Consider the following 22,656-nt stretch of genomic DNA (forward strand, 5'->3'; position numbering starts at 1 on the left):
CCTATCTTCGGTCATCGTACAGCGCAATTCCAGGATAGTCGTCAGCTCTGCCCGCGCAGTTCTGCCGGGAAACTCCGCACGCCGGGCGAGATGAGGAGATTATACCATCGGCTGGATATTCGCCTTCATCGATTGCATTGAAAAGAATCTGTTCAGCATCCGTATGCACTTGCGGCGTGAGCTCCGTAGCGAATACTCGCTCATAACCGAGCTGGTCGGCCAGTGCACGCATTGCTCGACTCGTACCATTTTGGTTGACCGCGTAGACAAGGTCACCCCCGAGCTGACCGGTCGCGACCGTCGTAGCGCGATCAGCTCTCGTTCCCACACCCACCGTATCGTGTAGCGCCCTCGCGTCATCTGCCAATTGCTGAGGACTCACAGTGGCGGTCGAACATGTGCCAGGGGAAACATTGTTTATGTTATGCACCAGCACTGGAACATTGCCAGCCACCACATAGTACGTGTGGAGTTCCTGGACGGTCAGGTTCCAGCGGTTCGCCGTACCGGGTGTGATCCGGGTCCTGACGACGAAGGCGGGAGTGTTGTCGACCGTATTGAGGGCGTCTCCGGAGCGGAGTTCGCCGGCCGGCTTCCAGGTGTGGGTGGTGTCGTCCCAGAAGGGGTGGTTGGCCGTGGTGTGGAGGGTGGCCGTGTGGCCGTCCTTGTCGCGGACGGTGACGTCGAGCAGGTCCTTGTCGTGGTTGATCCAGATGTGCTGCACGGTGCGGGCGCCCCGGTGCTTGCCCGTCTTCGGGTCGGCTGCCTCGACCTTGTCGCCGTTCTTGATCTTGCCGATCGCCTTGGTCTTGCCACCGGCCATCAGGACGGGGGTGCTGGGCGAGAAGCTGCAGCGCGAGCCACCGCCCCCGGAACCCTCGTCCGTGGTGCCCGAGTTGCCCGTGCGGGGTTCGTCCGGGGCGGCCGCGGCCTTGCTCGATGCCGTTGCCTCGCCCTGGGAGTCGGTCTTCTTTGGCGCCGCCGCGTTGGTTCCGGCGGAGTCCTTGGTGGATTCCCTGCCCGCACCCGAGGCGGCGGCCGCGTCGCCCGAGCCGCTGCCGGAGTCGTGCGGTGCCGCGTCGGCGGAGCCCTTCGGGGCGCCGCCGCCCTCACCGGTACCGCCTGCTGCGGGTGGTGAGTCCGCTTCCTCCCCGCCCAGGGGTTCGCCTCCGCCGCAGCCCATCGCCATGCAGTCGGCGCCGCCGGCCAGACCGCCGACCGCTCCGATCGCCTCGCCCGCCGCCATGAGGCAGGCGGGGGCCGCGATCACGGTCTCGGCGCAGACGGCGACCGCCGCCACCACCACGACGACCACGACGACGACCGCGACCACGGTCACGATCTTCTCGGCGACCGGCAGTGCCTTCTTGAAGTAGTGCCCGGCGCATCCGAAGAAGCCGGAGCAGCCGCCACTGCTGTGTTTCTTCGTTCCGCTGGAGCTGGTGGTGGAGGCGGCGTACGCCTTGTCGTTGGCGGCGGCGCACTTGGCGTCGCAGCCTCCCCCGCCGCCGTCCATCGGGGCCAGCATCAGGCCGCTCGGGTCGGCGGAGCTGGCCGGGTTGTCCCCGGCGTAGGTGTAGCCGCCCATCTGGTTGGGGTCGCCGGTCTCGAAGACCGGGTCGGGGCTGAGGAAGCGTCCCAGGACGGGGTCGTAGTTGCGGGCGCCGAGCAGGTCGAGGCCGGTCACCGGGTCGGTGGGCCGGCCCAGGAAGCCGTGGTTCTCGTCAGCCGACACCCAGGAACCGGGCTTGGTGCCGCGGGGGTTGCCGTAGGGGTCGAAGGAGCGGCGGGTGACGGCCAGGGTGGAGGCGTCCACGGCGGTGACGGCCGTGCCCTGGCCGTTGGCGACCTGGTAGGTGACCGCGCCACCGCTGGAGCGGGTGACGGTGGTGCCGTCCGGGCCGGTGATGTTGCGCAGTCCGGTCCAGGTCTTGGCGGAGACGTTGAGGGTGATCTGCTCGGCGCCGCCGAAGAGGTAGAGGACCCGGGTCTTGTCGGTGCCGTCGACCGCCGCGGTCTGTTCGAGCAGGCCGCCCTGGGCGTCGTAGAGGTACTTGCTGGTGTTGGTGTGGGTACCGGAGGTCGTCGCGACGGTCGCGGTGCGGCCTTCGGCGTCGTAGGTGAAGGTCTGGCTCTGGCCGGCCGGGATGGCGCCTGTGGCCGCGTTGGTCCAGGTCTGGCCGCTGCCGCCGCAGGTGGCGAGGGTCAGCTGGGTGCCGGTGGTGGCGGAGGCGGCCGGGTCGGTCAGGCACATCGCGGGGTTGGCGCTGCTGACCAGGGTGCCGGTGGTGGTGACCTTCCACTTCTGGGTGGCGTCGGTCTTGCAGGTGTCGATCACGACGAGGGTGCCACTGGTGGTGGCGTTGCCCGTGGTGTCCAGGCACAGGCCGAGGACCTTCACGGTGCCGTCGGTGCCGATGGTCCACTTCTCGCTGGTGGCGCCGCTGCAGGTGTTGACCTGCACCTTGGTGCCGGCGGTGGTGGAGCCGCCCGCGTCGTCGACGCACCGCTTGACGCCGCCGGTGATGGTGAAGGCGCTGGTGAGCGGGCCGGTGCTGGTCACCTTCCGGCTGATGGTGTCGCCGGCGTTCACATTGGCGTAGGCGGGGTCGGTGTAGGTGGAGGCGATGGTCGCCGTACCGGACGGGTTGGCGAGGGTCGCCGTGCCCGCCTGGTCGGGCAGGGTCGCGGGCGCCGTGCCGTTCACGCCGGGGTAGGTGACGGCCTGGGTGGTGTCGTTGAGGGCGTTGCCCGTGGTGTCGTGGTTGACGGTGCCGGTGCGGTCGCCGAGCTGGTCGTAGGTGTAGGTCTGCCAGTACGGGGCCGGGCCGCCGACAGTGGTGGTCTTGACGGGGGACGTGGTGGTGGTCTGCACCCGTGCGGTGGTGCAGCCGCCGACCGAGCCGGGCGTGGCCGCGCTCGGGTCGGTGATGCCGGCGGTGTCCGTCCAGGCGGCGGTCAGCCGCTGGAAGGAGTCGTAGGTGAAGCACTGGGTGTCGTGGGTGGTGTTGTCCTGCAGGTCGTCGATCGCGGTGAGTTCGCCGACCTGGTTGTAGCGCAGGTTGGTGACGTCCAGGGCGGTTGTCGAGGTCTGCAGCATGCTGCTGGTCTGGGTGACGCGTCCGGTGGTGCCGTCGTACTGGGCGAAGGTCGCCAGTTCCTTGCCGGTATGGCCGTAGTTCGCCTGCATCACGCGTCCGAAGGCGTCGTGGACGGTGGTGTCGAGGTAGGCGGGGGTATTGGCGTTGTTGATGAAGCCGCCGATGCCGTCGAGGTTGCCCTGCTGGGTGTAGCCGTAGTCGATGTCCTCGGCCGGCAGGTTGCCGTCCGCCTGGAAGTGCGTCGTGGACAACAGGCCGACGGTGTCGGTGTAGTGGTTGGTGGCGGTGTAGGTGACGGTGCCGGAGGTGGGCGCGCTGGACTGTCCCGCGGCGGCGAAGCCGTCGGACGAGGGGACGGTCAGTGTGCTGGCCAGCGGCTGGTAAGCCGTGTTGTAACCGGTGATGGCCTGGGTGTACGCCGCTCCCGAGGCGCCGCCGACATAGCGGGTGGAGGAGGTGAGGTAGCCCTTCTCCAGCGTGTCGTACACGTGGGAGACCAGCAGCTTGGACTGGTCGGGGGTGGACGCATAGGGGGCGGCGTACTCCGCGGTGGGGCGGTTGTCCCAGTCGTAGGTGTAGGACTGGGCCTGGCCACGGGAGTCGGTGACCTGGAGGAGGTTGCCGGCGACGTCGTACTTGTCGAACGTGGTCCTGCCGGTGTTCGGGTCGGTCTGGGTCAGCTTCTGGCCGAGCAGGTTGTAGGTGTAGGACCAGGTGTTGCCCGCGTTGTCCTTGACCGTGTCGAGCTGGCCGGCCGGGGTGTAGGTGTACTTGGTGGTGGCGTTCGCGGCGGCGACGGCGCCCGCGGTCCCCTGCTTCCACAGCATGGTGGTGCCGTTGGAAGCGACGACGGCCGCGGTGGAGTCGTTGCGGACCTGGAAGGTGGCGCCGGTGGTCGCGGTCAGGCCGGTGGTCCACAGCTGGGCCACGGCCGTGCTGTAGATCACCAGGTTGCCGTCGGTGCCGAACTTGGCCCAGGCGCCGGCGTGGCCGGAGGTGCCCGAGGACCAGATGGTCGTGCCGGTCGCCAGGGCGGACAGGACGAGGTTGCCGTCGGACTGCATCGTCAGGCGCACGCTGTCGGAGGTCAGCGACGTGCCCGACGGAATGACCGAGCCGCCCGTCAGAGTGACCGTGGAGCCGGTGTTCTTGACGACCGTGCTGGTGGTCTGGCCGACGGCGTTGGTGAAGGAGGCCGTGGAGCGGCCACCGGCCTGCGCCGTGGTGTCGGCCTCGTCGGCGCCGGGGTAGCTGGTGGAGGTGTGCCACTGCTCGACGGCCTGGTGCCAGAGGGTCTCCTTCAGAGGCCGGCCCTCACCGTCGTAGGCGGTGGTGGTCTCCGAGGGGATCTGGTTCTCGTTCGCCGCGTACAGCGTGGTGGAGGGGAAGTTGTTCGGCTCCGAGTACGGCGCGTAGGAGGCGACCTGCCAGCCGTGGGAGTCGTAGAAGGTGTCGGATATGACCCGGCCGGAGTTGGAGTCGCCCATGGCGGTGGCCTGGGTCTGGCGGGGCTGGAGCATGCCGTCGTAGATCGCGACGGAGGTCGCGTACGTGCCGTCGTCGCGCAGCGTCTTCGAGGTGACGGACGTCGGTGCGCCGGGCTGGGTGATGGTGTCGCCAGGGGCGGGAACGGCACCGGGGTTGATCGAGTAGGCGAAGGTGCGGTCCGCGCTCTGGCCGGCGGCCTTGTCCCGGCCGGGCAGCCACACCGCGGTGCGTCGGCCGAGCGCGTCGTAGGTCATGTCGGTCTTGCGGCCGTTGGCGTCGACGCTCTCCAGCGTGGCCCCGCGCAGGGCGTCGAGCGTGGAGGTGACCTTCCAGCTCTTGCTGTTGGTGGAGGTCTCGGTGGTGCTGTTGGTGTTGCCGCCCGCGGTGCTCCACGGCGGGCTGAAGTCGGTGTGCGTCTTCTGTCCGGTGGCGTCGTATGCGTCGGTGACGCGGCCGGCGCCGTCGTAGGTCATGGCCGAGGTGGTCAGCCAGTTCTCGGTCGTGCCGGTGTAGCCGGTGGCGGTCTGTGTCGCGGTGGACTCGCCGGAGGCGGATACCTTCCCGAAGGTGCCCAGCTGAGCGGGGGTGCCGTCGCCGAGGTAGTAGATCTTCTTGTCCGTCAGCAGGTTGCTCGCGCTCGCCGCGGTGGAGCAGTCATCGGCGACCGAGGTGACCCGGTCGGGGTAGGCCAGCATCATCGTGTTCGACGACGGCGGGTCGGCGTACGTCGTGGTGGCGCACTTCTCCTGCTTGGGGTCGACGCCGTCGCCGTGCGCGTTGACGGTGGACAGTCGCCCCTGGCTGTCGTAGGTGGTGTCGGCCTTGGTGTGCCGCCATGTGTTGTCGGCGAGCAGCTCGTACTGCAGGGAGCTGCTGGCCTTGATGCGGTGCGCGGTGAGGTCGGGCAGGGTGGACGCGTCGGGCTTGGTCCCGCCGGGGTTGTCGTCCTGGGTCCATGCCGTCCAGGGCGTCCGGGCGGTGGAGGCCGTGGTGGTGAAGGTGAACGGGCCGTTGACGCTGACCGTGTCGGCCTTGCCGCCGGCCTGGGTGTAGCCGGTGTCCTGGAAGTCGGTGCCGGCCAGTTGGTCCACGTCGGCGACGCTCAGGACCGTGGTGCCGTCGACCTTGGCGTCGACGGTGATGGAGCGGCGGGTGCCGTCGGCCTTGTAGTCGCCGTCCATGCCCTGCAGATAGGTGGTGGTCTGCTGGGTGACGGGTTCGGGAGCCTGCCCGGTCTGCACGGTGACGGTGCGGAAACCGCGGAACTGGTCCCAGGTGCGGTACTGGTCGTCGGTCATCGCGTCGTCGTCGCGGTGCCAGGCCGGGTCGGTGTAGCTGTAGTGGGAGATCTGTGCCTCGGACCCGGCCGGGTTGCTCTGGGCGTCCGGCTTGTACTGACCGGCGATCGTCAGGTCGGACGTGACGACGCTGTCGACCGTGACCTTGTTGAACCAGTCCGCGATCGGCTTGGATGCGCCGGGAACCGTCCAGTAGGCGGGGTAGCAGGACTCTGTGTTGCTGTCGGCGTGGGCGATCGACAGGGTTTTGCCCTTGCAGGGCTGCGAGTTGTACTCGACGGCGATCGACTCGCCGGTCTCCGTCTGGATGCTGGAGATGCGCGGCCGGTACAGCGGGGGCGCGGACGGGGAGTCGTCGTTGACCCGGTTGTCGATCTCGGTGCCGGTGAACGACACCTGGTTCAGCGCGATGTCGCTGTTGCCGTTGTCGTAGGTGCCCTTGCCGGTGTGCTGGAGGGACTGCAGCCACATCACGGCCTGCAGCATTCCGGCGTCCTTGGGGTCGACCGTGGTGCCGCTGACCGGGTCGACGGTGCCGCCCGCGTCCGAGTAGGACTGGCCGAGTCTGTAGGTGTCGACCGCGGTGAGCTGGTCGGTGGCCTTCACGTGGACCTTGGTGGTGATGGAGTCCAGGCGGGTCGTGGTCCAGAAGCTGGGTCCGGAGGTGATGCACACGTCGGCGGGGACGGTGGTGGCACCGTCGGGGAGCTTGGTCTTGTCCGTGGAGTCGCAGTGCAGGTCCCACGGCACGTCCGGCCAGTGGGTGGCGGTGGAGTCCTTGAGGTTGCCGGCCGAGCAGTCGGTGAACGTGCCGGTGGTCTGGCAGCGCTGGGCCAGTCCGAAGTCGACCTCGGCCGCCGGGGTGCGGCCGGCCTGCTCGTCGTCCAGCGTGTAGCCGTACGAGATCAGCGTCAGGTCGCCGCCGCGGGTGTAGGAGGTGAGGGTGCCGGTGTCGTCCGTGTCGTCGGTCGCGGCCGCCTGGCCGCCACCGAGGTCGTAGTAGTTGGACTCGGCGGTGTAGTCGTAGCGCTGCACGAACCCGTCCGGCGCCACGACGAAGTCGAGGTTCCAGCGCCAGCCCTCGGGCTTGTCGCACTGCGACGCCTTGCCCTTGGTGTCGTCGTGGCAGGGGTCGGTGGAGCGCGGGTGCAGGACGGGGACGCCCCAGGCGGAGTGCGTGGAGGGATCGGCCGGGGCGGCGGGCATGGTGGCGCTGGTGCCGGGGTCCTTCGGCGAGTGGTCGGCGCCGAAGTAGGCGGCCGTGCCGTCCGTGGTCAGCACCCGGTAGTAGACGCCGTCGTGCAGCCCGTTGGCCGCGCCGGACAGCTCCTGCACGACCGTGCCGTCGTCGCCCTGGATGCGCCACTGGCGGATCTCACCGGCCACGCTCGAGTCGACGCCGTCGGGCACCAGGACACCGGCGTGGGAGCCGAAGGAGAGCGTGGCGTTGTCCCCGCCCCAGCACTCGTCCGCCGAGCCCTTGACGATTTTCTTGCCGTCGGAGTCGAGCAGCGAGCTGCAGCTGCGGTAGCGCCGCTCGACGTAGCCGACCTGGTAGCTCCAGCCGTCGCCGACCCAGGAGGCCTGGGAGTTGCGGGCGGTGGTCTCCCCGTCGACGGACTGGGAGTCGTAACCCAGGCCCACCGAGGGCGCGTTGCCGCCGATGGCGGCGGGCACGGAGATCGGGTAGGAGTACGTGAAGGAGCCGGTGGCCGACGCCTGCCAGGTACCGGCGGCCGACAACTGCGTGGCGCCGTAGTCACCTTGTGAGCCGGAGGTGCCGGAGGTCACGGCGAGGGCCGTGGTGCCCGTGGCGTCGGCCGCGCTCAGCAGTGCGGTGTGTTCCGACATGGTCTTCGGGCCGTTCGCGCTGTCGGACGGCTCAGGGGACGTGGTGTTCCGGTCGTCGGGCTTCGGGGATTCCGTGCCGGTGGCCGGCTTCGCGGTGCCGGTCTCGGTGGCGCCCGGGGACTGTGAGGGATCGGCGCTCACGCCTGCCGCCGGCGTCGAACCGGCTGTGCCGCCGGCCGGTTCGGGGTCGTCCGAGACGTCGCCGCCGGAGGTCATGGTGACGGTCGCCGTCAGCTGCTCGGCGGAGGCCCGGTTGGTGAACTCGACCGGGGTGGCCTTCTGGCACTCCGCCTTCTGCGGGGTGGTCAGGGCGCAGCCGGGCAGCTGCACGAGCCGCAGCCGGGAGCCGTAACCGCCGCCGTACTGGCGGGCGATCGTCGAGTAGTCGATGACCACCTTGACCCGGCCGGGGGCGGACGTCGTGCCGGTGGGGGTGATGCCCACCAGCATGCCGTTGGCGCCGGTGCGCAGGGTCTGGGCGTGGGACGCGGTCTGCACCCGCACGGAGTCGACGCCGTGCTCGGGGTCGGCGGGCGCCACCCAGACGGGCAGTGAACCCGCCTTGACCGGCTTGGGCTCGGACGTGGTCCGGGAGCTGAGATCGACTACGGCGGTGCCGGCCTTGGGCCAGTGCGCTGTCTGTGCCCGGTATGTGCCCAGGGCCTTGTAACCCTTGGGGTGCTTGGACGCCTTGGGTTGCAGGAGGTGCGCCCCCACGGCCTTGGTGGCGGGCAGCTTCTCGGGCCGCCACACCTTGCCGTCGAACGAGAAGCCGCCGTGGTGGCCGAATCCGTCGTCGGAATGGCCGGCCAGGAAGCCCGGCACGCCGAACCCCGAGGCGATCGCCACTGGTAGCAACAGCGCGAGCAGCGCTACCGGAATGGTCCACAGCCCCAGGCCGCCGAAGAATCTCCGGTGCCATCTGCCCGCGAACCAGCGCCGTCTGCCACTCACGTGTAAAGCCCCCCAGACATGCCGGCCGACGGGCCGTCACACAGTCGGATCACAGGTGAGTGATCGCTCGGAGGCTAGATTCCGCCATGAGCACACCTCAAGACCCTTTGCCGTTTCCAGGTGAAGTCCATGCATGCATATGGCAGATGCTGTGGAGTTTCTGTGCCGAAATTGATCAGTTACCTGCTCCCTGCGGCAACCGGGCCTCCCCCACCCCCGCTGCCCGTGAACCGAAGGACGCTCACGAGGTGTTGAGACCACCGATACGTTTCGGCCACAGACGCACCCCGGCAGTCGGCAGACTGGCCCTGTTCGCCGCCGCCCTCAGCCTGATGGCAGCCCTCCCGGTCCTGCCGGCCGTCGCCGACGACGCCGCGCCCGTTCCCTCCGACCCGCTGCTCGCGGCCCGCGCGGAGGCCCTCTCCACCGGAAAGACCGTCCCGGTCGACGCACTGACCACGGAGGTCTCCACCACGGAAGCCCTGCCGGACGGCACCTTCACCAACACCACCAGCGCACTGCCCACCCGGGTCCTCAAGAACGGCGCCTGGACCCCGGTGGACGCCACTCTGGTCACGGACGGCAACGGCGGATACGTCCCCAAGGCCACCCCGAACGGCGTCACCCTCTCAGGCGGTGGCACCGGCCCGCTGGTCACCCTCACCCACGCCGACGGTCCCGGCATGGCCCTGACCCTGCCCTTCCGGCTGCCGGCGCCGACCGTCAGCGACGACACCGCCCTGTACTCCTCGGTGCTGCCCGGCGTCGACCTGTCGGTGTCCGTCACCGACCAGGGCGGTTTCAAGGACGTCCTGGTCATCCATGACGCGGACGCCGCCGACAACCCCCAACTGCGGCAACTCAAGCTGGCCGTGGACGCCCACGACCTCACGCTGGCCACCACCGACTCCGACAGCATGCAGGCGACGTCCACCGACGGCGACCTCGTCTACACCAGTCCGCAGCCGCTGATGTGGGACTCCTCCGCCACTCCCGCCAAGCTCGGCGGACCGGCGGGTGACGTGACGTCCTCGGTGGACGGCCCCGGTCCGGAGGCGGACACCGAGCCGGTCGCCATGACCGCCTCCAGCAAGGCCGTGACGCTGACCCCGGACGCGGGCATGCTCACCGACCCGGACACCACCTATCCGGTGTACATCGACCCGTACCCCAACCCGGCCTCCTCCACGGCAGGCCACTACACCGAGATCTACTCCAGCTCCACCTGCGACAACTCGCCGCAGTACGACAAGGCGCAGACCAACGGCCAGGGGGTGGGCTACCAGCGGTGGGGCGGGGCCTGCGGGGTCGGCATGGAGCGCTCCTACTGGGAGATCGACACCAGCAAACTGCACTCGTCGTTCGTGGTCCAAGACGCCGTCGTGAACATCTCCACCAAGTACGCGGCAAGCTTCGACTGCAGCCAGAACCAGCCGCTCACGCTCCACACCACCAACGCGATCACCTCCAGCACCGACTGGCTGTCCCGGCCGAACGTCCACGACGACAACCGCTTCTTCCCGCCGGTGACGGACACCGTGCCCAGCGGCGCCAACTCCGGCAGCTCCTGCAGCAACAGCACCGCCACCTTCCACGTCAAGACCCAGGTGCAGCGGATCGCCGACCAGGAAGGCAACGGCTACGACGCGGACGGCACCTTCGGCGACGGCACCGACACCTGGACCATCGGGCTGTACGGCAACGAGTCACAGTCCTCGTCCAACGACGACTACGTGCGCATGTCGACCACGCTGATCCTCACCACCCACTTCGACATCCCGCCGGGCGTGCCCACCGGCTTGCAGACCATCCCGTTCGCCACCGGCGCCTCGGCCGACTGCACCACCAGCGGCGTGGGCTGGATCGGCGCCACCACCTACTCGGGCGCCGGCAGCGACGTCACCCTGCACTCCAAGGTCACCAGCCAGATATCCGGCGAGAAGGTCCGAGCGCACTACTACGTCTGGGACCGCGCGGTCGACCCCGACGGTGACGGCAGCGGAGCCTCCGTCTCGTCGCCGGACAGCGGCTGGCTCGCCTCCGGCACCGACGCGGCGATGAAGATCGGCGCCACGCTGAAGGACGGCCACCAGTACGGCTGGGACGTCTACGCCGAGGACGACTCGGCCGACCAGAACCTGACCTCCGCCAAATCCGACCACTGCTGGTTCAACACCGACTTCACGGCGCCGTCCACCCCGGACATCATCGGCAACCCCGCCTTCCCGCCGGTGGGTACCGCGCGCACGGTCGACCCCGTCTACGCGAACCCCGGCGGGACCGCCGGCTTCACCGTGGCGGGCGCCGACGCCCCTTCGAGCGACGACAGTTGCGACCCCGGCGCCTGCAAGTCCAGTGGCATGGACTCCTTCGTGTGGCAGCTCGACTCGCCGCCCACGGACGCCGACAAGCAGCCCGCCGCCATCACCGGCACCGACAGCCAGGGCCGCTCCACCGCCACCGTCCCCGTCCCGATCCGCGACTGGGGGGTGCACACCCTGTACGTGGCCGGCGTCGACAAGGCCGGCAACATCTCCACCAGCCCCGCCGGCTACACCTTCACGATTCCGTGGAAGCCGACGACCATGATCAAGCCCGGTGACATCTCCGGCGACGGCGTGGCGGACCTGCTCGCCACCACCAAGACCGGCGACCTCGACCTCGTCCCCGGCAACCGGGACCCCGCGCAGGCCGTGGCCCCGGTCCACAGCGAACCGTTCGCCGACAACCCGCCGGAGGTCACCGGCCCCGTCACCGTCTCCACCCCGGCGGACTCCCCGGACGGCACCGGCTGGAACAACTACCTCATCGCCCACCGCGGCAACCTGCACGGTGCGAACGGCGACGACCTGTGGGCGTACAACAAGACCAGCAAGAACCTCTACATCGTCAAGAACGATCTCGACCCCATCGACGACGCGGCGTTCACCAGAAAGTCCTGGTCCGCCCTCGGCGGCTTCGTCGGCAAGCGGTTCGACCGCGTGGTCAAGGACGCCTGCGCGCTGCCCGACGTCGTGGCGGACGACACCCGCTGCCGCACCACCGACTACAACAGCACCAGTTGGAACATCAGCCAGCTCATCGCCCCCGGCAATGTCTTCGGCAACACCGACGACTACCCCGCCGTCATCACCGTCGAGAACAAGGAACTCTGGATCTACCAGGCCGACGGCGGATTCCACCTGAAGAACCCGATCCTGCTGGGCGACGGCGACTGGACCACCCAGACCCTCATCGCGGCGGGCACCTTCAAGGACAAACCGGTCCTGTGGTCCCGCGACAACGCCACCGGCCAGTTGTACAGCTACCCGATCACGGTCGACCCGGCCACCCTGGTTCCAGATCTGCTGCACCCGAGCGTGCGCACCAGCCTGGGGCTCACCCTGTCGCCGACGCTCTACCCCGCGGTCGCCTCCCCCGGTGACGTCAACAGCCCGGTCCGGGTCGGCGACACCAACCCCGGCGCCCCGGACGGCAACCCCGACCTCTACGCCGTCGGCCCCTTCGGCCAGCTCGTCGAGTACAACTACCGCCAGAGCCTGGTCCTGGTCTCGCCACCCGCCTACGGCTTCGCGTCACCGGTCTCGCTGGGCTCGGTCACGGACACCGCCACCCACTGGTGGAAGCTCGCCGAGGGCGGCGGTGCCGGCACCGCCGACAGCACCGGAACGCTCAACGCCACCCTGTCCGGCGGCTACTCCTGGAGCAGCGACAGCAGCCGCGGCAACGCGGTGACCCTCAACGGCACCACCGGTTACGGCAGTACGACGGGCCCTGCGGTGGACACCTCCAAGGGCTTCACCGTCTCCGCCTGGGTCAAGCTCAACTCCCTGTCCGCCAACAGCACCTTCCTCTCCCAGAACGGCACGACCAACAACGGCTTCCAGCTCTACTACTCCTCCGGCGCCCAGGTCTGGGCGTTCGGCCGGCACAGCACCGACGCCGACGCCGCGGTCTGGCGGGCGGTCTACGGCGGCAAACCGGTGGTCGGCCGCTGGACCCATCTCGTCGGCAGCTACGACGCCTCGGCCAAGGAGATCCGCCTGTACGTCGACGGGAAACTCGTAGCCACCAAGGACTGGACCTACACCCCCTGGAACGCCACCGGCCCCGTGCAGTTCGGCCGGAAACTGGCCTCCGGCACCTACGGCGAGTTCACCAACGGCGCGATCAGCGACGTCCGCATCTATCCCACCGTCCTGCCCCCGGCCGACGCCTCGGCGAGCGGTGATCTGCCGAAGGTCGCCCAGCTCGACTGACGGCCTGTCCTGACCTGCGTGCCCGCACCCGGAGTCTTCGGGTGCGGGCACGCCTTCGTCCACAGCGGCCGGACGGGCGATCGGGCTCATAGGCGGCGCAGTTCGCCCTTCACCACCTTGCCGCTCGCGTTCCTCGGCAGCTCCGCCACGAACTCCACCGTCCTCGGCACCTTGTAGTTGGCCATCTCCCGGCGGGCCCAGGCGATGAGGTCGTCGGCGGTCAGGACCGAGTGCGGGCGGCGCACCACGTACGCCCTGCCGACCTCGCCGAGGCGGGCGTCGGGGACGCCGACGACCGCCACGTCGGCCACCGCCGGGTGCAGGCCGAGGAGTTGCTCTATCTCCGCCGGGTAGGCGTTGAAGCCGCCGACGATGAACATGTCCTTGAGGCGGTCGGTGATGCGGAGGTTCCCGGAGGCGTCCAGGACCCCCACGTCCCCCGTCCGCAGCCAGCCGTCCTCGCTCACCGCCTCCGCCGTGGCCGCCTCGTCCTCGTAGTAGCCGCGCATCACGTTGAAGCCGCGGACCAGGACCTCGCCGGGCTCCCCGGCCGGGGCCTCGATCCGCACCTCCGTGCCGGGGATGGCCCGCCCGGACGTCGAGGCGATCACCTGCAGCGGGTCGCCCTGCCGGCACATCGTCACGATGCCGCTCGCCTCCGAGAGGCCGTACGCGGTCAGGACCGTCTCCACGCCCAGTTCGCCGCGCAGTTGCTCGACCAGCCGCAGCGGTACGACGGCCGCTCCCGTCACCACCAGGCGCAGCGCGGACAGGTCGTAGGAGGTCCGGGCCGGGTGGTCCAGGAGCGACTGGTGGAGGGTGGGCGGGCCCGGCAGCACCGACACCCGCTCCGCGGCGATGTTGGCCAGCACGGTGTCGACGTCGAACACCGGCTGCGGGATCATCGTCGCGCCCCGCATCAGACAGGCGATCACCCCGGCCTTGTAACCGAAGGTGTGGAAGAACGGGTTGACGATGAGATAGCGGTCGCCGCGCCTGAGCCCGGCCAGTTCGCACCAGACGTCGTACGCCCGCAGCGTCTGCGCGTGGGTGATCACGGCGCCCTTGGGGCGGCCCGTGGTGCCGGAGGTGAAGACGATGTCCGAGGCCCACTCCGGGGAGACGGCCGACGCCCGCTGCCGCACCTGGGCCTCCCCCACGGTGTCCCCGCTCGCCAGGAAGTCCTTCCAGGTGCGGTAGTCGGCGGGTGCGTCGTCCGACAGCACGACCACCTGGTCCAGGTCCGGCAGGCCGGGGCCCTCCGCGATCGCCCGGCGCAGGGACGCCACGTAGGACGTGCCGAGGAAGGTGCCGGTCACGAACAGCAGCCGGGCCCCGCTCCGGCGCAGTACGTCGGCCGCCTCGGTGCCCTTGAAGCGGGTGTTGAGGGGGACCAGGACCGCGCCCGCCGAGACCGCGCCGAGCGCCGAGACCATCCAGTCGAGGGAGTTGGGGGCCCAGATGCCCACCCGGTCGCCCGGGCGCACGCCGTTGGCCATGCACGCGGCCGCCGCGCGTTCCACGCGGGTGCCCAACTCGCCGTAGGTGACCCGGTTCCGGCCCTCCACGACCGCCTCCGCCGAGGCGTACCGCTGTGCCGCCCACCGGACCAGCTCCGGGATGCTGTGCCACTCCACATCGGCCTCCCCGAAAGCGGAAACACATTAGCTGACTACCCGTCAGATTAGCTGTAGCCTGACGGGCTGTCAGCAGGCCTCACAGTGTGTGGAGGTGCGTGCAGCGTGACCCTCAAGGACGCCACGGCGATCGTGGGTATCGGACGGACCCCCTTCGCCAGGCAGCTCGCCGAGGACGAGAGAACCCTGGCCTGCCGGGCCGTTCTCGCCGCCCTGGACGACGCCGGCATCGCCCCGGGCGAGGTCGACGCCCTGGCCTCGTACACCATGGAGGAGACGGACGAGGTCGAACTCGCCAAGGCCGCCGGCTTCGGCGACCTCACCTTCTTCAGCAAGGTCGGCTACGGCGGCGGCGGTTCGTGCGCGACGGTCGCGCACCTCGCGGCGGCGATAACGAGCGGGCAGGCGACGGTCGGTGTCGCCTGGCGCTCACGCAAGCGCGGCTCGGGGCCCCGCCCCTGGACCAACACGGCCGTCCAACTACCCACCCCCGCCCAGTGGACCCGGCCCTTCGGCCTGCTCCGCCCCGCCGACGAGATCGCGATGCTCACCCGCCGCTACATGCACGAGTACGGCGCCACCCGCGACCATCTCTTCAACGTCGCCCTGGCCTGCCGCAACCGCGCCAACCAGAACCCCGCCGCGATCATGTACGACCGCCCCCTGACCCGCGAGATGTACATGACCTCCCGCTGGATCAGCGAGCCGCTCTGCCTCTTCGACAACTGCCTTGAGACGGATGGGGCGTTGGCCTGCGTGATCGTCAGCAGGGAACGGGCGCGCGACTGCCCGAACACCCCCGTCTACGTCCACTCCGCCGCCCAGGGCCTGCCCGCCCAGCACCACGGCATGGTCAACTACTGGAACGACGACCCGCTCACCGGACCCGCCTGGACCGCCGCCCGGCACCTGTGGAAGAACGCCGACTTCACCCCGCAGGACGTCGACGTGGCCCAGATCTACGACGCGTTCACCGCCCTGGTCCCGCTCTCCCTGGAGGGCTACGGCTTCTGCGAACGCGGCGAGGGCGGCTCCTTCACGGAGGGCGGGGCCCTGGAGATCGGCGGCCGCCTGCCGATCAACACCGGGGGCGGCGGGCTGTCCGAGGCCTACGTGCACGGCTTCAACCTCATCGACGAGGGCGTGCGGCAACTGCGCGGGACCAGCACCGCCCAGGTCCCGGACGCCGCCACCTGCCTCGTCACCGCCGGCGAGGGCGTCCCCACCTCCGCCCTGCTGCTGACCAACAGGAGCTGACATGCTCGAACCGGTGAAGGACGCCACGGGCGCCCCCTTCTGGCAGTACGCCGCCCAGGGCCAACTCCGCGTCCAGGCCTGCGCCGACTGCGGCGAACTCCGCTTCCCGCCCCGGCCCTGCTGCCCGCACTGCCGGTCCTTCGCCGAGGAGTGGCGCCCCGTCTCCGGGCGCGGCCGGATCTGGTCCTACGTCGTCCCGCACCCGCCGCTCCTCCCGGACTACGCGGCGCAGGCGCCGTACAACGTGATCGTGGTCGAGCTGGAGGAGGCTCCCCGGATCAGGCTGGTCGGCAACCTGGTCAGCGCGGCCGGGGCGCCGCTCAACTCCCTCGACCCGGCGCGGATCCGCATCGGCGCCCGGGTGCACGTGGTGTTCTCCGAGGGGCTTCCGCAGTGGGTGCGCTCATGACGGCCCTGCGGGTCGCCGCCGACAAGGACACCGGTGTCGCCGTCGTCACCCTGGACCGCCCGCACCGGCTGAACGCCATCGACCTCGCCCTGCGCGACGAACTGGTCGGCGCCTGGCGGGAGTTGCGCTTCGACGACACCGTACGGGCGGTCGTCCTGACCGGCGCCGGGGAGCGGGCCTTCTGCACCGGCCTGGACCGGGACGCCGAGGTGCCGCAGCCGGACTCCCCCTACATGGCGGACGATCCGCTCCTGCACGTCGGCCCGAAGTCCAACGACCTCTGGAAACCGGTCATCGCCGCCGTCAACGGCATGGCCTGCGGCGGGGCGTTCTATCTCCTGGGCGAGAGCGACTTCCTCGTCGCCGACCCGGCCGCCACCTTCTTCGACCCGCACACCACGTACGGGATGGTCAGCGCCTACGAGTCGGTGCTCATGGCGCAGGTCATGCCGCACGGGGAGGCCGCGCGCATGGCCCTCATGGGCACGGCGGAACGGCTCTCCGCCGCACGCGCCCACGCCATCGGGCTGGTCACCGAACTCACCGAGCCGGGCGGGTCGTTGGCGGCGGCTGTCGCGGCCGCGTCGGTCATCGCCGGTTATCCGCCACAAGGGGTGCAGGGCACGGTCCGCGCACTGTGGTCCGCCAAGGAGGCCGCCGTGCGCCAGGGTTTCGCGCAGGCTCCGCACCTCGTCGCGCTGGGCAATCTTCCCCTGGACCGGCAGGCCGAACTGTTCCGTTCACGGCAGCCCGAGTTCAGGTTGCGTTAGCAATGTAGGTGCCTCATACAGGCGTACGCTTACCCCATGGTTGAGCATCGCACGATCGACGTGAACGGCATCCGGCTGCACATCGCGGAGGAGGGCGAGGGACCACTCGTCGTGCTGCTGCACGGGTTCCCGGAGTCCTGGCACTCCTGGCGCCACCAGTTCGGCCCACTGGCCGCCGCCGGATTCCGGGCGGTCGCCCCCGACCAGCGCGGCTACGGCACCAGCGACCATCCCGAGGACGTGTCGGCGTACAGCATCCTCCACCTGGTCGGGGACGTCGTCGGGCTGATCCATGCGCTCGGCGAGGAGACGGCGTTCGTCGTCGGGCACGACTGGGGGGCGCCGGTGGCCTGGCACACCGCACTGCTGCGCCCCGACGTGGTGCGCGGGGTCGCGGGGCTGAGCGTGCCGCCGCCGTTCAGGGGAGAGCGGCCGCCCCTGGAGACCATGCGGGAACGGTTCGACGGGCACTTCTACTGGAACTACTTCGAACAGCCCGGGCCGGCCGACGCCGAGTTCGGCGACGACCCCCGTGCCTCGCTGCGCAGGCTGCTGGTCGGCGCCTCGGGCGACGGCACGGGCGGCGGGCGCTACGAGCAGGCGCTGGTGACCGACCTGGAGCGCGGCTGGCTCGCGGACATGCCCGAGCCGGAGGTCCTCCCCGGCTGGCTCACCGAACAGGACCTCGACGAGCTCACCGAGAGCTACGCCAAGGGCTTCACCGGCGCCCTCAACTGGTACCGCAACCTGGACCGCAACTGGGAACTGACGGCCCCCTGGCACGGCGCGAGGGTCACCCCGCCCGCGCTCTACATGTACGGCGACCGCGACCTGGTCCCGGCGTTCCCGGGCACACCGGAACTGATCGAGGCGCTCCCGCGGCTGATGCCCAACCTGGTCCGCGACCCGGTCCTGCTCCCGGGCTGCGGCCACTGGACCCAGCAGGAACGCCCGGACGAGGTGAACGCGGCGCTGGTGGAGTTCCTGACGGGACTGCGGGACTGACGGTCAGCTCACCACGTCGGCTTCCGGTGCGACCCGGCAGTGGTCGAGCTTCGCCGCGACGGCCCGACCCGCCTGCACCCGGACGCTCGACGTGCCTCTCGCCGGCACCGTGACCTTCTGCTCCGTGGAGCGCAGCGCCGTGCCCGCGGCGTCGTCGAAGGCGACGTCGACCGTGAAGGTGGCCTGACGGCTGTTCGGGTTGCTGACCTCGACGGTGGCGTAGGGAATCGCCTGCGTCGCACAGCTCACCAGCACCGCCGTACCGTCCCGGAGCGTGGAGCTGCTGTGGGTGCTGGTGCTCCCGGTACTCCTGGTGCGGGGTGTGTAGCTGTCGTGGTTCTGGCGGGAGCTGCTGCACCCGCCGCCACTGTCGCCGTGACTGCTCTTGCTCTTGTGCCGACCGCTGCTGTGACCGTGGCCGGTGGAGAACCCCGTCAGCGACAGGACCACCAGCACCGACACAGCCGTGAACTTGAGAACGCGCCCCCGTGAATGCATGTGATCACTCTAACGGGGGCCACCGACACCGCCGTGCGGCCGTCGCCGACGGCGCTCACGTCGTGCGGGCCGTCCCCGTCCCCTTCTCCGCGTCCAGCGCGTACACGCAACGATCCTTGCTGCACGCGTACACGACCCCGTCCTTCACCACCGGCGACCCGGTGATCTCGCCGCCGGTCGCCAGCTTCCACCGCAGCCGGCCGTCGTCGGCCTTCAGCGTGTACAGCAGACGGTCGGTCGACCCGAAGTGGATCCGCCCCTCGGCGACCGCGGGCGCACCCACGATGTCCCCGCCCGCCTGGAAGCGCCACTTCGGCGTTCCGGTGACCGCGTCCAGCGTGTACAGCCCCTTGCCGCTGCCCACGTGCACATGGCCCGCGGCGACGAGCACCGGTTCCACCGACGCCCTGGCCTCCGTGGCGATACGCCACCGGTCGCGGCCGTCCGTGGCGTCGAGGGCGTACACCGTGCCGAGGTAGTCGGCGAGGTACACCCCGCCGCCGGTCACCGCGGCCCCCGGTACGAAGGTCGGCGGGCACAGGAAGACAGCCGGGGCCTCGAAGTGCCAGCGCACCCGCCCGCTCGCCACGTCCAGTGCCATCACCCGGGTCCCGGCCGAGACGTACACGAACCCGTCGTGGGCATGGGCCACCCGGACCGGTACCCCGCCGCAGGAGGCCATGTCGCCGATCGGGAACGCCCAGCGCTCCTCGCCGGTGCGGGCCTCCAGGGCACGCAGGCGGCCGTCCTGCCAGACGTAGACCGTGCCCTCGTGGAGCGCGGGTCCCGCCTCGGAGGACTCGAAGTCGGTCTGGCAGCCGGCGAGCTCCCAGAGCTTGCGCCCGGTGGATGCCTCCCAGGCCTGGACGCCGCCGCCGCGGGTGCCGGTGACGACCGTGCCCCGTTCGGCCTTGAGGGAGTACACCCAGGCGTCGGTGTTCAGCCGCCACTGGTCGCCGCCCTCGCGGGCGTCGAGAGCGAAGAGGGTGGGGCCGTCGGAGGCGTGGATACGGCCGTCCGCGACCGCCATCGACCAGGCCACGTCCCGCGTCTTGAAGCGGCGGCGGCCGGTGCCGACGTCGAGGGCGTGCACCTCGAAGGAGGTGACGTAGACGAGGTCCCCGGCGACCGCGGGGGTGCCCCAGACGTCGTTGGACATGCGGAACCGCCAGGGCCGCCAGCCGGCCGCGGTCTCCGGGGGCGCGGCCTGGACCGCCGGGACCGCGGGGCCCACGGCGGGTTCCGTGCCGTTGACGCCGGGGCGCGGGCGGGACCAGGAGGCGACCAGGCCGGCCTCCGGCGGGGGCGCCTTCACGGCGGCGGCCCGGGCGTCCGAGACGCGCGGGCCCGGCCCGATGGGCACCTGACCGCCCGCGAGCCGGACGGGGCCGGTGTCGGGGCCGCCGACGGGGACGGCCGCGGGCGGCCGCGGGTCGTAGGCCGGCGGGGGCGGCAGCGCGGGAGTGGGGCGGCCGCCACCGCTGCGGCCGGCCGCGGGCGGGGGAGGCGCCGCACGGCCACCGCGCCGGGTCTCGATGAGGGCGACCGCCTTCTCGGGCAGCCACGCCGACGCCGTACCGCTGTCGTCCGAGCCGGAGCCGTAGAGGTGGGGGGCCAGCTGGGCCTGGAGGTCGGCGGGGTTGGGGCGCCCGGTGGCCTCCATCTGCATACAGGACTCGATGAGCGGACGCAGTTCGTCCGGGAGTCCTTCGAGGTCGGGGCCCTCACGCAGCAGCATGAAAACCGTCTCGACCGGGTTGGCGCCGTGGAAGGGCGGGTGGCCGGTGGCGGCGAAGACCAGCATCGAGCCGAGCGAGAAGACGTCACTCGCACCGGTGACGCTGCGGGAGTCCTTCGCCTGCTCGGGCGACATGTAGGCGGGGGTACCGACAGCGACGTTCGTCATCGTCAAACGGGTGTTCGAGACGCCGGACGCGATGCCGAAGTCGATCACCCGGGGACCGTCCTCGACGACCAGGACGTTGGAGGGCTTGAGGTCACGGTGGACCAGCCCGGCGCCGTGGATGGACTGCAGGGCCTCGGCGACGCCCGCCGCGAACCAGCGCACCGCCTGGGCCGGGAGCGGCCCGCAGTCGTTCACTATCTCCTCGAGGGAGGGCGCGGGAACGTACGCGGTGGCCAGCCACGGCACGGCCGCACGCGGGTCCGCGTCGACCACGGCCGCCGTGTAGAAGCCGGAGACCGCCCGGGCCGCCTCCACCTCACGGGTGAAGCGGACGCGAAAGAGCTGGTCCTCGGCGAGCTCCGTACGGACCGTCTTGATCGCCACCCGCCGGCCCGAGGCCGAACGCGCGAGATAGACCAGCCCCATGCCGCCGGCACCCAGCCGTCCCAGTACCTCGAACGGCCCGATCCTGCGCGGATCGTGCTGCGTCAGCTGATCCACCACTCTGCCTGCCACCTCCCCGTACAAGCCGCGCCACCCACATATGTACGCGACCCCGTGCAGCGTCTCACCACCGCACCGCCATGGCGGCACGCGACCCTGATTCTTCCTGGCCGGAGGCCTGGTGGCGAACCCGGGGTCAAATAGGGTGTCTCACCTCAAAGCGGCACCCTTCTACCGCTCGGGCCGCTCCAGAACGGCGAACGACGCCCCTTGATTGTCCGTGACGACGGCCACTTTCCCGTACGACGTCTCGAATGGCGGCGCCTGGACCCGCCCACCGAGACGGCTGACCGTACCGAGCACGGACTCGCAGTCCTCGACGCCGAAGTGGACGAGGAAGTGGGGCGGCATCTCGGCGGGGAACACGTCGGAGACGAGGGCGCGGCCGAAGTCGGGGTGGGCCTCGGGGCCGAAGAGGGCGTCGTGGAAGAGCTCGCCGTAGAAGGCGTTGGCGGCCTCGGTGTCCCTGGCGTACAGCTCGGCCCAGGCGAAGGTGCCGGGCTCATGCCGGCTGCCGAAGCCCTGGTGACTGCCCGGCTCCCAGAGGCCGAAGACGGCCCCCTCCGCGTCGGTGACCAGCGCGGACGTCCCCAGCCCGGCCACCGGCACGGGCGCGGTGACGACCTGTCCGCCGGCCGCCCAGATCCGGTCGGCGAGGGCCTCGATGTCCGGGGTGGCGAAGTACACCGTCCACACGGTGGGCATACGGCCGTCCGTCTTTCGGGCGAGCGCGGCGACGGGCTCGCCCTTGCGGTGGGCCCACAGGGAGCCCTCCCGCGCCGTGGGCGCCTCCTCGAAGGTCCACCCGAAGAGCTCACCGTAGAACCGCCTCCCGGCGGCCACGTCGGGAAGCTGCGCGTCCACCCAGCAGGGGACGCCCTCGCCGTATCCCGTTCCGTCTGCGGATGCCCTGTTTTCGGCCATACCGTCAAAGTAACGGTGACTCACGCACCCCGCAGGACCAGGCGCACCCGTCTCCCGGACCCCGCGCACCCCATTTGCAGTCGGCCGAATCGCGCTCCGATCACCCCTCGGTAAGCTGACGGCATGACAGGACAAGTGCGTACCGTCGACGGCCGCGTGGCCGGCCGGCGTGGGCAGGCGACCCGGCAGAAGCTGCTCGACTGCCTCAGCGAGATGCTCAGCTCCTCCCCTTACCGGGACGTCAAAGTCATCGATGTCGCCCGGAAGGCGGGTACTTCACCCGCGACCTTCTACCAGTACTTCCCGGACGTCGAAGGCGCCGTCCTGGAGATCGCGGAGCAAATGGCCACCGAGGGCGGCCAGTTGACCCAGCTGCTCGACGGCCGGTCGTGGGTCGGCAAGGCCGGCTGGCAGACCGCGCAGGAACTCGTGGACGGCTTCCTCGAGTTCTGGCGCAGGAACGACGCGATTCTGCGCGTGGTCGACCTCGGAGCCGCCGAGGGGGACAAACGCTTCTACAAACTCCGTATGAAGATCCTCAACTCGGTGAACAACTCCCTGTCGGACGCGGTCGCCGAGCTCCAGTCCAAGGGCAGGGTCGACAAGGACGTCAACCCCGCGGCGGTCGCCGGTTCGCTCGTCGCGATGCTCGCGGCGGTGGCCTCGCACCAGAAGGGCTTCCAGACGTGGGGCGTCAAACAGGCTGAACTCAAGCCGAACCTGGCGCTGTTGGTGCACCTGGGCGTGACAGGCAAAAAGCCGACGAAGTAGCGCCCCGATGCGAGTCCTGTCTGG

The 22,656-nt window shown here is 70.4% G+C and carries 11 protein-coding genes; 6 read left to right on the forward strand and 5 right to left on the reverse strand.

Annotated features, from left to right (window positions below; genetic code table 11):
- Position 1: 1 nt before the first annotated feature.
- Positions 2-8,692, reverse strand: coding sequence for a ricin-type beta-trefoil lectin domain protein (locus OHT57_RS22095; RefSeq protein WP_328748207.1), 8,691 nt, complete (start codon positions 8,690-8,692; stop codon positions 2-4).
- 332 nt (positions 8,693-9,024) lie between these two features.
- Here OHT57_RS22095 and OHT57_RS22100 point away from each other — a divergent pair, with 332 nt between their 5' ends.
- Positions 9,025-12,951 (forward strand): LamG domain-containing protein, encoded by a 3,927-nt coding sequence (locus OHT57_RS22100; protein WP_328748208.1) that lies wholly within the window; start codon positions 9,025-9,027, stop codon positions 12,949-12,951.
- An 86-nt stretch (positions 12,952-13,037) separates the two neighbouring features.
- Here the strand turns inward: OHT57_RS22100 and OHT57_RS22105 are convergent, their stop codons facing one another.
- Entirely contained in the window at positions 13,038-14,588 is a 1,551-nt protein-coding gene (locus OHT57_RS22105) for a FadD3 family acyl-CoA ligase (protein WP_328748209.1), read from the reverse strand.
- Between the two features lie 105 nt (positions 14,589-14,693).
- Between OHT57_RS22105 and OHT57_RS22110 the strand changes: the two genes are divergently transcribed.
- Genes OHT57_RS22110 through OHT57_RS22125 form a run of 4 tightly spaced genes read left to right on the forward strand, consistent with a single transcriptional unit; the run spans position 14,694 to position 18,029 of the window.
- Positions 14,694-15,845: a lipid-transfer protein gene (locus tag OHT57_RS22110; protein ID WP_328748210.1), complete on the forward strand. Its 1,152-nt coding sequence runs from the start codon at positions 14,694-14,696 to the stop codon at positions 15,843-15,845.
- A gap of 1 nt (position 15,846) precedes the next feature.
- Complete coding sequence (locus tag OHT57_RS22115) at positions 15,847-16,254, forward strand: Zn-ribbon domain-containing OB-fold protein (RefSeq protein ID WP_328748211.1); 408 nt, start codon at positions 15,847-15,849, stop codon at positions 16,252-16,254.
- Positions 16,251-17,024, forward strand: coding sequence for an enoyl-CoA hydratase/isomerase family protein (locus OHT57_RS22120; RefSeq protein WP_328748212.1), 774 nt, complete (start codon positions 16,251-16,253; stop codon positions 17,022-17,024). The genes OHT57_RS22115 and OHT57_RS22120 overlap by 4 nt, the downstream gene beginning before the upstream one ends.
- 36 nt (positions 17,025-17,060) lie before the next feature.
- Positions 17,061-18,029 carry an alpha/beta fold hydrolase gene (locus OHT57_RS22125; RefSeq protein ID WP_328748213.1) on the forward strand — a complete coding sequence of 323 codons (969 nt, stop codon included), beginning with the start codon at positions 17,061-17,063 and terminating at the stop codon, positions 18,027-18,029.
- A gap of 3 nt (positions 18,030-18,032) precedes the next feature.
- On the opposite strand, the gene OHT57_RS22130 is transcribed toward OHT57_RS22125, so the two are convergent.
- The 3 genes from OHT57_RS22130 to OHT57_RS22140 all read right to left on the reverse strand — a co-directional run bounded on the left by OHT57_RS22130 (position 18,033) and on the right by OHT57_RS22140 (position 21,861).
- Positions 18,033-18,527 (reverse strand): hypothetical protein, encoded by a 495-nt coding sequence (locus OHT57_RS22130; protein WP_328748214.1) that lies wholly within the window; start codon positions 18,525-18,527, stop codon positions 18,033-18,035.
- Positions 18,528-18,582: 55 nt separating this feature from the next.
- Positions 18,583-20,937: an outer membrane protein assembly factor BamB family protein gene (locus OHT57_RS22135; RefSeq protein WP_328748215.1), complete on the reverse strand. Its 2,355-nt coding sequence runs from the start codon at positions 20,935-20,937 to the stop codon at positions 18,583-18,585.
- A 171-nt stretch (positions 20,938-21,108) separates the two neighbouring features.
- Positions 21,109-21,861 (reverse strand): VOC family protein, encoded by a 753-nt coding sequence (locus tag OHT57_RS22140; RefSeq protein ID WP_328748216.1) that lies wholly within the window; start codon positions 21,859-21,861, stop codon positions 21,109-21,111.
- A gap of 135 nt (positions 21,862-21,996) precedes the next feature.
- Between OHT57_RS22140 and OHT57_RS22145 the strand changes: the two genes are divergently transcribed.
- Positions 21,997-22,632: a TetR family transcriptional regulator gene (locus OHT57_RS22145; protein WP_328753282.1), complete on the forward strand. Its 636-nt coding sequence runs from the start codon at positions 21,997-21,999 to the stop codon at positions 22,630-22,632.
- Positions 22,633-22,656: the final 24 nt, after the last annotated feature.

Source organism: Streptomyces sp. NBC_00285 (genome assembly GCF_036174265.1).
GTDB lineage: Bacteria > Actinomycetota > Actinomycetes > Streptomycetales > Streptomycetaceae > Streptomyces.